We start from the raw sequence: 12,038 nt of genomic DNA on the forward strand, positions 1-12,038 counted from the left end.
CGGTCATGAGCCTCACCGCGCGACAGCTCGCCCTGGCTACCTTGGACCGTCAGCTCTTGCTCGAGCGCCGGCGCCTCGATGTGGCAGAGGCGGTTCGGCGGGTCTGCGCTCTGCAGGCGCAGGCACCCGCGTCGCCGTACCTGGCTCTTTGGAACCGTGTGCAGGACTTCGCGCCCGAGAATCTCGACGCAGCGTTCGCGCAGGGTCGGATCGTGAAGGCAACCCTCATGCGGATCACGCTGCACGTCGTCCATGCCGAGGACTACGAGCCCTACCGCGCTGCCATGCTGAGCACTCTGCGGGCGTCACGGCTGTACGACCGCCGCTTCACCGCAACAGGGCTGACTCCCGACGACGCCGACGCGCTGCTCCCAGAGCTCGCCGGGTTCCTGAAGCGGCCTCGCACCGGCGCCCAGGTAGAGGACGAGGTCACGGGAAGGCACGGCGAGCACTCACACCGCGTGTGGTGGGCGCTGCGCACGTTCGCGCCGGTGCATCATGCGCCGACCGGCGGCCCGTGGTCGTTCACGCAGCCCAACACCTACCGCGCCTCCCCGGCGGCCCCTGCGGCCGCGCCACAGGAAGCCGACGCTGGGGTCCAACGCCTGCTTCTCGCCTACCTGCGCGCGTTCGGGCCCGCGTCGGCCCAGGACTTCGCCCGGTTCACCCTGTTGACTCGCACCGCCATATCCAAGGCGCTGCATGAGCTCGGCGACCAGGTGGTACAAGTGGCAGGCCCCGGCCGCGCCGCCCTGTTCGACCTGCCTGGCGCTACAGTGCCCGCCGATGACACCCCGGCGCCGCCGAGGCTGCTGCCGATGTGGGACAGCACGCTCCTGGCTCACGCCGTCCCCGGGCGGCTCATGCCCCCGGAGTACCGGCCCCTGACCGTCCGGCGTAACGGCGATGTGCTGCCCTGCCTGCTCGTCGACGGCCAGGTCGCCGGAGTATGGCGCGCGGTCGACAGCGGGCTGGAACTGACCGCCTTCCGTAAGCTCGGCGCGGTTGCGTGGCAAGGTCTGACCGAGGAGGCGGAAAAGCTGTCAGCGCTGCTCGCCAACCGCGATCCAGCTGCCTACCGGCGCTACGGACACTGGTGGGACAAGGGGTTTCCCCACGTCGAGAGGATGATCGTCAAAAGGTGACCACACCCGGCGAGCACGGCCCGTTCGGTGGCTTTGAGAGCCGCCAGGTAGCCGGCCCAGCCATCCTGGGCGAGCGCCGCCCACTGGGTCACGGTGTCCATGTGGCCGCCGAACCCAGCGGTGAGGTCCATCTTGGTCCCGGATCGAGGATCTGGTCAGTGACTCAGCATCAACGGTGGGCGTCGTAGGTCCGCTGAGTTGCTGGGGCGTGGTGCAGGGTCCATTCGACCTGGTCAGCGACCCAGCGCCGACGGCCTTCGTCGTCGTTCATCTGCTGGGTGAGGCGGTTGTGGTGCAGGGTCCATTCGATCTGGTCGCTGACCCAGCGCCGACGGTCTTCGTTGTTGGCTTGACCTGCGTCCCGGCTGCGGCCGTTGTCATGAGTGCCGAGGTGTTGCACGTGGTGCGAAACGGCTGTCCGCTCGTCGGTCGGGCGGGCCCCTGCCGAGGCGGGACCACCGGTCGCGAGGAGTCCGGTTGCTGCGACCGTCACAGAGACGGCCGTGAGAGCAGCGCGTCGCGCAATCCTGAAAGCCATGATCTTTCCTCCTTGCTTATCGCGTCACCTGCGCAACAGGCCGCGAGGGCTTGCCTTCGATGAGGCACTGACGACAGTACTCCGAAGTGGTTGAACGATGAACTATCCGGGGAGTGAGGTGCGCCATGCCCAGGAGAGTCGTTGGGCCGGAATGATTCCGGCAGCCCCGTCGGTCGCCTGCCGCCCGGGGCCGGGCAGTTGGCGGAGCGACTCCTGCTTCTGCACGTCGGCGCCGACGACCGGCTCGCGGGCGGCCCGGCGCTGTGCGTCCGGCTCGTTGATGGAGCGGGGCCCGCTGTCGCGGCCCGGGCGTTGCCGAGCCCGCAGGGGCCCGGCCGGGCATGAGGCTGAAGCTGCACCCCTTGCAACGGCTGACCGGCCGTGAGTGCCGAGACGGGCGGCCCCTGCGGATCGGTCCCCCGGCGAGCTTGCGGCTCCCGCCCCGCCGCCGCACTCATCCACGGCGGCGACACGGGCAACGGGTTGCGCACCGCGGCGCCCTGGCAGTCTCGCCCCGGCCACCGGCAGATGCCGCCGCTCACTCGAGGGCAGCATCAGCCCTACGCCCTCAAGCGCGCGGCCGGTCCTGCGCACGTCCCTGCGGGGCGCCATGCCGGATCGACGAGGGCCGCGATCGGAGGCGAGCCGTGTTTCCCCGCGGCCCGGTGGACGGTGCGGGTCGGGACGACGGACTGCGGCCGGATGCCGTTACGGCCCCGTCCGCCCGGTTGGGCGCGTCACGGCGCGGCCGGGGAGCCGTTGGCAGTCAGGGCGTGCCTTGCAGCCCTCCGGTCCATGACTCCTGGACCTCGCGTGCGGGTCAGGGGCGCGAGGATGCCGGTGGGTCTGGATGCGGGGTGGCGGAACTGCTCCCGGGGCGACAACAGGTGCCCCTGCGACCCTGGCATGAACGTCAGGCGTGGCCAAAAGTCGCGCGCACCGTTGAAACCTCAGCCAGCGTGTATCAGCGTGCGCCCGTGCAGTCGAGGTCGGCCAGCAGTCTTTCCGCGTCGGTCATGAGGGAGCCGTAGACGTGCCAGGCACCCGGTTTAGTGAGGGCGCCCCGGGCGATCATGTCGGTCATGGTGTCGTGCCAGGCCAGCGTGCCGTCGATCGCTCCGCGCAAGCGTTCGCGAGGGGATGTGTCCGGCGCCCCGGTCGCCGGGGTGGATTCGGCGAATGTCTGGACGGCCGCCCCTGCCAGCTGGAGGGTTTCGGCGTACCGGTCGAGGAACTGGTGCCCCAGGTGGTGATCGGCGTGGTGGTCGTGCGCGCTGTCGGCGAGGGTCCGTGCGATTCCGCGTACCTGGATCGACACGCCACGCAAGGCCCTGAATGTGTCGCTGTCGCTGAAGGCCGTCTCGTTGCGCCGCGCGTGCGCGACACAGCGTGTGTTCCAGCGCAGGCTCTCATCAGCCTGCCGCACCTGCTCCTCTGCGCGAGTGAGGCGCTCGTCCAGGTTGCGCGCCTGGTGCAGCCAGTTGTGGGCCTTCGAGTTGAGCTGCCGCCCGGACAGGCCGACACCCATGTCATGCAGCAGCGTTCCCATGGAGCGGGCGAGGTCGCGTACGGCGGAACCGGACTCGTTCAAGTAGAGCGGCGGCAGGACGAGGGCGTTCACCGCGATGCCCACGGCCGCACCGGCGAGCGTCTGGAGCACGGGGGCCCAAAGACTGCCCATGGGATCGGCCGTGGTGGCAGCCAGCGCGATGACTGCCGTGGAGGCGATCTGGAGACGGTCCTCAGCGGTGCGGCGAGGGCCTGCCAGGACCGCGATGACCGCAATGACCGCGACGGCGCCCGCGGTCGGTCCCAGCAGTCGGGCCGCCACGAGGGCGAGGACGAGCCCGGCGAGTCTCGCCAGTACATTCTGCGCCGCCTTGGTCACGGACTGGTAGACCGTGGATGCGTTGACCATGAGCAGCGCCGTGGCTACCGCCATGTAGGGGCGCCCCCCGGCGGACCAAGGGGCCACCATGCCCCAGGCGAGCAGGGTCGCGATGAGGGTTTTGGCGCCGTGAACCACATGGTCCGCCCGCTTGGTGCGGAGCCGGCCGGCGAGGCGGGGTATCGACCTTGCTGTCGTCACGGGCGCGCGCCCCACACAGATGGTTGAATCTTGCACGACATCGATGATGGCATTATTTGTCCGTTTTGACCTAGTGACGTCGACCACGGTCGCCCATAGGCCCCAGCGCGTCGTCTTCACTGCTGTCGCACCGGCCGTCACCGCCGGCGTCGGGCGGGCGGGGCAGCCCGGGCGTGCTCCGGAAAACGAGCATCCAGGGATCGGTGAAAGGTTCAGGACGCTCCGTCCAGGAATGGCGCGAGGCGGGTTTCGAGGTCCAGCACCTCGGCTTTGCCGGCGGCGGGCACGAGCCGGTATGCGCAGTGCAGCCACCGCCCGATCACCGAGAGCGGGACCGCACGGCGGGCGGACCCACGAACAGAGAAAGAGCGGACCTACGAACGGAGAAAGAGAGGAGTGCACGAGCGCATCAGGGCCGGACCCACCGGACCAGGGCTGCGCGTCGCCGTCACCGCACCACGGGCGTATTGTCCGAATATGGGTGACGCGCGATGTGACTGGTGCGGTGCGCCGCTCCCGGGGCCGGTGGCCCGGGGGCGCCGGTACTGCCGGCCGGCGCACCGGCAGGCGGCCTGGCGGGCTCGGCGCAGGTGGCAGGAGGCAGCTTCCGCTCGGGAAGGGATGGCTGCGGCCGGTGAAGTCCTGTTGCGGCACGTCATGAGCGCCGAGCAGCGCTCCCTGGAGCAGCCTTCGCCGGGCTGGCCGGCGGGGTGGCACTGTGCCGCGGTAGCCCGGGTTCCTGATCTGGCCGGAGCGCTGGTCCGGGCGGCGGTGCTGGCGGACCGGCGCGCCGGGGCCAGCTGGGCGCAGATCGGTGCGGGGCTGGGCATCAGTGCCGAGGCGGCGCGCAGCCGCTTCGGGCGCACCCGCAGTGCTGAGCCGGCCGGGGGCGGGTGAGGGTCATGCAGCACCCCGCTGCCGCTCGCACCGCTGCCGGCGCCGCCGCGGAGCTGCTCGATGCGGTCCTGGCCGATGTGGTGCGCGACACCGGGGCCTCGGCGGGGTTCGTGTACCTGCTGCCGCCGGGTGAGCGGGTGCTGCGGATGGTGCTGGTCTGTGGTGTGTCGCGGCGGATCGTCGCGCCGTGGGCCCGCATTCCCTGGGACGCCGAGGCCCCGCTTGCGGAGGCCGTCCGGCAGCGGCGCCTGATCTGGCTGGGCAGCCAGGAGGAGATCGCCCGCCGCTACCCGCAGATAGGGGCCGTGGTGCCGTACGACTTCATGGTGGCCGCGGCCCCGATCACCGGCGCCGACACCGTGTGGGGCAGCATCGGGCTGCTGTGGCCTGTCTGGCACCCGCCGCAGCTCAGCGCGGACGAACAGGAGACGATCACGGCCTGCTGCCGCCGCGCGGCAGCCCTCCTGCAACAGGCCACGGACAGCGGCCGTCCGCTGCGCCCCGCCGATGAGCCCCGCCTGCTTCCCGCGCCGCATCTCCCACAGGCCGACCCGGCCCAGGCCATGGCCGCCCTGGACTTCACCGAGCGCTTGTCCATAGGGTGCTGCGCGCTCGACCTGGACGGCAAGCTCACCTTCCTCAACGCCGCCGGCGCCGAACTGCTCGGTGCCGACGCCGCCCATCTGATGGGCAACCGCCCCTGGGAGGTGCTCCCCTGGCTGTACGACCCGATATTCGAAGACCACTACCGAGCGGCGGTGATCGCACGCCAGCCCATCTCCTTCACCGCCCAACACCCTTCCGGCACCTGGCTGTTCTTCCAGCTCTACCCGGACGGCAGCGGCATCAGCGTCCACATCACCCACGCCGAAAAGCCCGTTGCCACGAAGGCCAGCAATCCTGCCCCACCCCCTGACGAGCCTGTGGGGGCAACAGCGCTGTATCACCTGACGCACATCGCCGCCGCCCTCGGCGAAGCCGTCGGCGCTCATGACGTGGTCGAACAGGCCGCCGACCAGATCGTGCCGGCCTTCGGCCCCACAGCCATGGCCCTCATGACCGTGGAGGAGGGACGACTGCGCATCATCGGCTACCGGGGCTACAGCCCCGACCTGATGGCCCGCTTCGACGCAGCCCCGCTGACCGCCGACACCCCCGCCGCGGCCGCCCTCACCACCGGCGTTCCCAGCTTCTACTCCACCTTCGCCGACCTCAAAAGGTCCTATCCCACGGCAGTGCACCTGGACGACAAATCATCCTGGGCCTTCCTCCCCCTGATCGCCTCCGGCCACCCGGTCGGCACCCTCGTCCTCGCCTACGACAAGCCCCGCCCCTACCCGCCCGCCGAGCGGGCCATCCTCACCTCCCTCGCCGGACTCATCGCCCAGGCCCTGGGCCGCGCCCGCCTCTACGACGCCAAGCACGAGCTGGCCCACACCCTGCAAACCGGCCTGCTGCCCCGGACCCTGCCACGCCTTGCCGGGCTAGAGGTCACCGCCCGCTACCGGCCCGCCCGCAACGGCATGGACATCGGCGGCGACTTCTACGACCTCATCCGCTGCACACCCACCACGGCAGTCGCCGTGATCGGCGACGTCCAAGGCCACAACACCACCGCCGCCGCCCTCATGGGACAGGTCCGCACCGCCGTCCACGCCCACGCCACCGCCGGCGCCACCCCCGGCGACATCCTCGCCCGCACCAACCGCCTCCTGACCGACCTCGACCCCGGCCTCTTCGCCAGCTGCCTCATCGCCCACCTCGACCTCACACACCACCGCGCACAGCTCGCCACCGCCGGACACCCACCCGCCCTGCTCCGCCACCCCGACGGCCCCACCGACATCCTCCGCATCCCCCCCAGGACTGCTGCTGGGCATCGCCCCGGACGCCCAATACCAGACCACCGACATCGCCCTGCCACCTGGCGCCGTCCTCGCCCTGTACACCGACGGACTCGTCGAATCCCCCGGCACCGACATCGACGACGCCACCACCGCACTCGCCGCCCACCTGACATCAGCCCAAACCCAAAACCTCGACACCCTGGCCGAAACCCTCATCCACTACGCCGAACAAGCCGCACCCCTCAACGACGACATCGCCCTGCTCCTCATCCGCCCCCACAACAAGCCGTGAGGGCCAAACACCCGTCGACGCCGACAAACCCCGCGCTTTCACCGACAGACCCTCTCCCGGAGCAAGATCGATAACGGGCCGATGGGACCTCACCGACCGTCAATCGACTCTCAGAAACCGTTCTCGTGCAAAAACAGGCCGGAGCGCCTTCTCAGACGTGCACGGGTTGACGATCCAGGGACATGACGGGCCCTCACGGCCCTTCACCGGCCGACGCGGACGACGTCGAGCACCCCCTGCTCGCGCTGCGAAGTCGAGTCCGGCTCACCTCGCCGCTCGCACGGCAGCACGGTCGCTGCCCACCACACCGGCCGATTCGCAAAAGTGCCCGGCTCACGAAACCACCGCGGATACCAATACCCGCCCCCGCCCCCCGGCCCGGACATCCACATCGGCTACGCCCCTGCTCGACACCCAGGCAGGAACTCGACTCCCAGCACTACGCGCTCACCGCCCACGGCATTACCCGCGACAAGGTGCCCGGCCAGAAGACCAGCATCCGCGTACGGGTCCGCCCACAGTTCGAGGAGGCGCTCCGTACGGCGCAGCAGCCCAACACCGGCTGCGCCGTCGCTACGACCGCGCGGCCGAGCGGTGTGCGCTCAGGTCGTGTCCGCAAGGGGCGACGCGAGCATGCCCGTCAGCCAGTCCTCGTAGGTGTCGGCGTCACAGCCGCGACCGACGGTGAGCTGGGTGAACAGATGGGGCCCGGTCAGCGCCCAGCAGGAGTCCGCCATATGGGCGGCGTCAGCATCCGTGGGCAGGACGCCGGTCTCGGCGAGATGGGCGACGAAGGCGGTCACCCCGGTCATGCGTTCCTCCTCGCTGAGGACGAGGACCTGCCCGACGTCGGGGCCGGCCTGGGCGAGGTGGGCGAACAGAGCGGCGAGCCGTTCATGGACGCCGCGGACGAACGCGGCGTACAGGCGGAACTTGGAGGCCGCGTCGCGGAATTCCCACATCATCCGCAACTGGGGCCGCTCGGCCATGGCCAGCGGTTCGTCATCCCCTGCCAGGGTGACGTCCCACAGCGCCTTGACCGGCCCCGGCTTGCCACCGAACGCCTTGTAGACGGTCTCGGAGGAGACTCCGGCTGCCTGTTGGTGTGTTCCCGCGGCATGCGCATGACGGTGACGGGTTGGGGCCGGCCATTCTTCGCGCCGGTTGCTGTCTGGTGTCGGGGCGAGGAAAGAAGCGCGTGGTCGGCGCAGACCAGGGGTTGAGTACGCCGGCCAGGCCAGTGCGGTCAGGCCAGTGCGGTCATGTAGTCAGGGTCGTCGGTGGCGACGTCGTGGGCGGCTTGGACGAAGGCGGCAACGGCTGCGGATCGCGAGGTCTCCGGCCAGGCGACCATGACCGCGCTGGGGCTGAGGCCGGTGACCGGCCGGTATGCGATGTCCGGGCGCTGGTGCCGCTCGGTGGTGGAGCGTGCCAGGAACGCCACCGCCTGCCCCAGCGCGACCACCTCCAGGAGTTGCTCGACGCTGGCCACGAGCGGCCCCTCAGGAGGGTCAGCCGGCGCCAAGCCACTGTGGGCATCGCCTGCTTCTGCGCCGTCGTATCCGGTGAAGTAGGCGGTGGTGGAGGGCGCGGCCCCCTTCCAGCGCGGGATCGCTTCGCCCTTGAGGTCGCTCAGCCGCAGTCGCCGGCGTCCGGCCAGGCGGTGCGCGGCGGGGAGGACGGCCAGTCGCGGCTCGATCACGAGTGTCTGGGAATCCAGCCCTTGACCGTCGAACGGGCTGCGCAGCAGCGCTACGTCGGCACGGCCGTCCCGCAGCATGGCGATCGGCTCTCCGCTGCCGCCGACGACGACTTCAGGCGGCGGCAGATGCGAACCAGTTCTCCGGTAGGCGGCGAGGATGTCCCGCAGCAGCCCGGCATCGCCTCCCGGTTTGACCGCCACGACGAGCTGCGGTGTCGGCTGACCGGCCCGGCGTGCTCGCCGGGCCGCCGCGTGCACCGCGTCGACCGCGATCCGGGCCTGGCCGAGCAGCACCTGACCGGCGTTGGTCAGCCTCACCCGCCGGGTGGTGCGCTCCAGCAGGCGTACCCCGAGCCGGGACTCCATCTGAGCGATCGCCTTCGACAGCGGAGGCTGCGCCATCCCCAGGCGTTGCGCGGCCCGGCTGAAGTTCAGTTCCTCGGCGACCGCGATGAAGTACCTCAGCTCCCGCACCTCAAGCTCACTCATATCTGAGGACTATAGATCCAGAGTCATCTGGTCTTTCCCTGCCACCCGTGGGTGAGGGGAGGCTGGGTGCCATGACGACTTCGCGAAAGACTGCTCTGATCACCGGCGCGAACAAGGGCATCGGCAAGGAAACGGCGCGCAGGCTCGCAGCCCTCGGCATCACCGTGCTGATCGGCGCCCGCAACGCCGAGCGTGGCGAGGCGGCGACCGAGGAGCTTCGCGCGGGCGGCGCCGACGTACGGTTCCTTCCGCTGGACGTCACCGACGAGACCTCGGTCCAGGCCGCCGCCAAGCACATCGACGCCACGTTCGGCCGCCTCGACATCCTCGTCAACAACGCCGCGATCGCCGCCGCACCGCAAAAGCCGAGTGAAACCCCCGCCGCTACCGTCCGGCAGGTCTACGAGACCAACGTGTTCGGCGTCATCGCGGTGACCCACGCCATGCTCCCCCTGCTCCGCCGCTCCGCCGCCGCACGCATCGTCAACATGTCCAGCGAACTCGGCTCCCTCACCCACTTCGCCGACCCGGGCAGCCCGTGGTCCGCCTACACCTCGATCCTCCTCCCCTACTGCACCTCGAAGAGCGCGCTGAACGCGATCACCGTGCTCTACGCCAATGAACTGCGCGCCGAAGGGATCCTGGTCAACGCGGTGAGTCCCGGCTACTGCGCGACCGACCTCAACCGCCACACCGGGATACGCACGGCGGAGGAGGGCGCGGCCTTGGCGGTTGACCTGGCGACGGCGGGCGAGGACGGCCCGACGGGCGCCTTCTTGGCCGAGGACGGGCCGATTCCCTGGTGAGACCATGCCGCGCCGTCTGCGCCCGAAGCCTGCCGGGCTGTTTGCAACCCCCGCCGTGACGATCACCGGCCTCTCGCGCGCCCATCCTCACGGGCCTTACTGGTAGTTGGTGGGCAGCGCACAAGCCAAGACGGGCACGAGGTGATCACTTCGCCGGAAGGCACTGGTCGGACTACCCGGCCGCAGGCCAAAGTTGACCGCGGCTGAGGGGCTCCTATCGAAGTGGCGGGCCTAACCTCGCTGTAGAGGTCGGTGTCGTGCAAGAGGCGGCCGGGGCTCGGGACGCGGTCAGGCCGCCTCATCGCACGCGATAAACCTGGCGACGTCGGGGATCATCCCTGGGATACTGGTCGCCCATGGATGAAGTCAAAGTCGTCGTCGCCCATTCCGAGCGCGCGACTCTGCGCGTCGGTGACGTGTTCTTCAAGGTGGACGCCGATCAGGCGCGCATCGACGCCGAGGTCGAGGCGATGTCCCTCGCGCCGGTCCCGACCCCGGAGATCCTGTGGCGCAAGCCGTCCGTGCTCGCGATCGCCGCGCTCCCAGGGACGACGCTGGGGCGCCTCGGCGGGCCATCGACCGGATCGCCGGCGGCGTGGGCCGCTGCGGGCGCCGCCATCCGGAAGCTGCACGACGCGCCACTGCCGCCCCGGCCGGGCCGGGCCGGGCGGAGCATCGTCGCGCTGACGGCGGAACTCGACGACGAGTGCGAGTTGCTCGTGGCGAACGGTGTCCTGCCCGCTGACCTGGTCACCCGCAACCGCCAGGTCGCCGAGGCCGCGTTCCGGCCGTGGACTCCGGCGTTCACTCACGGCGACCTGCAGATCGCGCACGTCTTTGTCGACGGCGGCGAGGTCACCGGCATCATCGACTGGTCCGAGGCGGGCCAGGGAGATGCCCTGTACGACCTCGCCACCTTCACGCTCGGACACGAGAAGCACCTCGACGACGTCATCGCCGGCTATGGCACCGACGTCGACCTCGACGTGATTCACGCGTGGTGGTCGTTGCGAAGCCTGCTGGTAGTTCGCTGGCTGATCGAGCACGGTTTCGACCCCTTCGCGCCGGGTTGTGAGGTCGACGTGCTGAGATCCCGGATGTGAGGCTGCGCGGGGCCCGACTGCTATGGCTGCAGGCCGACGAGAGAAGGCGTTGGGAGCTTCGCGGCATCGTTTCTATCGGGCGGTGAGGCGGTCACGCACACGAGTGCGAGGCGGGGCAGTGCTGCGAGGGATGCGGTCTGGGTTCCTACCAGGCAAGCTCGCCGTCCTCGACCTTGCCGTACAGGCGCATCTCGTCCGCGAGGTCGTGGAAGTACTCCGCGAGGTCGTCGTGCGTCCCCAGCTCGTTCAGGTCGCCGTCGCTCCAGCTTCCGAGCACGCCGGTGCTGGCGTCGACGAACCGGCCGTAGAGCCAGTCGCTTTCGACGGCGAAGGGGATCCAGTTCCGGTGCCAGCCGAGGCACTCGGGGGTTGGGTGGGGCGACGGTTGCATGGCCGCCATCGAGGTGCGCCACTCATACACCGCCACGATCTCTTCGACGGAAAGCAGGTGCCAGCCGGAGGGGAGGAAGCAGTTCGCACGGGCCTCAGAGCTGCCGCCAAAGTGATCCTCCTTCCTCCGTACGCCATTGTGGGTCAGAAGCCAGGTCCACATCTGCTGCGGGAAACTCACGCCGAGGCGGCCTTCGGCCTCACTGATCATCTTCGGACCTGCGGGCTCACCAAGGGCAGCGGCGCTCCTCGGGGCATGGCGCTCCAGCCACCGTGTGACGCGCCCCCACGCCTGTCGGACTTTCTCCGCTTCGCGCGCATGCTGCTGGTTCATAGCCCCCTTGCCCAGGATCACCCTATCCACAGGAACGCCTGTGCCCACGTGAACTGCTCTACCTTTTGATCTTGGCCAGTGCTCCGGCGTTTACGACTCTGCTGAGGAATGCGTGATTCGAGCAGGGCTGTGTCGTTGGTCCCTATGGTTGTTGTGGTCATGAGTGGGAGGGCCGAGGGACACAGTCGACGCGGAGGTCGTCGGCTTCGTGAGGCCCCGGCGTCCTGGCCTCATCGCGGGCGGTGCGGCTACCGGCCTGGCTCCTGACCCCCGCATAGTCGGGGCGGGCAAGAGGGGCGCACGCGGCCGGCACGGACAGGCAGTCCTCGCCGACGCCGGCGCCGCCGCCCGTCGCGCGCTCGCGGCAGCCGCAGATGCCGCACCGGTGCGCCATCCGGCTGCCCCA

At 70.0% G+C, this 12,038-nt stretch carries 9 protein-coding genes and 1 pseudogene; 5 read left to right on the top strand and 5 right to left on the bottom strand.

Annotation, left to right across the window (positions count from 1 at the left end):
• Nucleotides 1-5: 5 nt before the first annotated feature.
• Nucleotides 6-1,145 carry a winged helix DNA-binding domain-containing protein gene (locus LGI35_RS01765; protein ID WP_227291814.1) on the top strand — a complete coding sequence of 380 codons (1,140 nt, stop codon included), beginning with the start codon at nucleotides 6-8 and terminating at the stop codon, nucleotides 1,143-1,145.
• 169 nt (nucleotides 1,146-1,314) lie between these two features.
• Here LGI35_RS01765 and LGI35_RS01770 read toward each other — a convergent pair whose 3' ends face one another.
• Together LGI35_RS01770 and LGI35_RS01775 are read right to left on the bottom strand one after the other, a co-directional pair.
• The gene (locus LGI35_RS01770) at nucleotides 1,315-1,683 is read right to left on the bottom strand and encodes a hypothetical protein (RefSeq protein ID WP_227291815.1); all 369 of its coding nucleotides are present in this window, start codon (nucleotides 1,681-1,683) and stop codon (nucleotides 1,315-1,317) included.
• A 964-nt stretch (nucleotides 1,684-2,647) separates the two neighbouring features.
• A complete protein-coding gene (locus LGI35_RS01775; RefSeq protein WP_227291816.1) occupies nucleotides 2,648-3,772 on the bottom strand; it encodes an FUSC family protein in 1,125 nt (374 codons plus the stop codon).
• A 657-nt stretch (nucleotides 3,773-4,429) separates the two neighbouring features.
• Here LGI35_RS01775 and LGI35_RS01780 point away from each other — a divergent pair.
• The gene (locus LGI35_RS01780) at nucleotides 4,430-4,669 is read left to right on the top strand and encodes a helix-turn-helix domain-containing protein (protein ID WP_227291817.1); all 240 of its coding nucleotides are present in this window, start codon (nucleotides 4,430-4,432) and stop codon (nucleotides 4,667-4,669) included.
• 5 nt (nucleotides 4,670-4,674) lie between these two features.
• Nucleotides 4,675-6,808 (top strand): annotated as a pseudogene (locus LGI35_RS01785) (SpoIIE family protein phosphatase).
• Nucleotides 6,809-7,410: 602 nt separating this feature from the next.
• Here LGI35_RS01785 and LGI35_RS01790 read toward each other — a convergent pair.
• Nucleotides 7,411-7,797, bottom strand: coding sequence for a hypothetical protein (locus LGI35_RS01790; RefSeq protein ID WP_227291818.1), 387 nt, complete (start codon nucleotides 7,795-7,797; stop codon nucleotides 7,411-7,413).
• 257 nt (nucleotides 7,798-8,054) lie between these two features.
• Complete coding sequence (locus LGI35_RS01795) at nucleotides 8,055-8,999, bottom strand: LysR family transcriptional regulator (RefSeq protein WP_227291819.1); 945 nt, start codon at nucleotides 8,997-8,999, stop codon at nucleotides 8,055-8,057.
• A 71-nt stretch (nucleotides 9,000-9,070) separates the two neighbouring features.
• Between LGI35_RS01795 and LGI35_RS01800 the strand changes: the two genes are divergently transcribed.
• Together LGI35_RS01800 and LGI35_RS01805 are read left to right on the top strand one after the other, a co-directional pair.
• Nucleotides 9,071-9,805 carry an SDR family oxidoreductase gene (locus LGI35_RS01800; RefSeq protein WP_227291820.1) on the top strand — a complete coding sequence of 245 codons (735 nt, stop codon included), beginning with the start codon at nucleotides 9,071-9,073 and terminating at the stop codon, nucleotides 9,803-9,805.
• Between the two features lie 356 nt (nucleotides 9,806-10,161).
• Nucleotides 10,162-10,908 carry a phosphotransferase family protein gene (locus LGI35_RS01805; RefSeq protein ID WP_227291821.1) on the top strand — a complete coding sequence of 249 codons (747 nt, stop codon included), beginning with the start codon at nucleotides 10,162-10,164 and terminating at the stop codon, nucleotides 10,906-10,908.
• A 145-nt stretch (nucleotides 10,909-11,053) separates the two neighbouring features.
• Here the strand turns inward: LGI35_RS01805 and LGI35_RS01810 are convergent, their stop codons facing one another.
• Nucleotides 11,054-11,632 carry an SMI1/KNR4 family protein gene (locus tag LGI35_RS01810; protein ID WP_227291822.1) on the bottom strand — a complete coding sequence of 193 codons (579 nt, stop codon included), beginning with the start codon at nucleotides 11,630-11,632 and terminating at the stop codon, nucleotides 11,054-11,056.
• Nucleotides 11,633-12,038 lie beyond the last annotated feature (406 nt).

The sequence above is a fragment of the Streptomyces longhuiensis genome (assembly GCF_020616555.1).
In the GTDB taxonomy this organism is placed as follows: domain Bacteria; phylum Actinomycetota; class Actinomycetes; order Streptomycetales; family Streptomycetaceae; genus Streptomyces; species Streptomyces longhuiensis.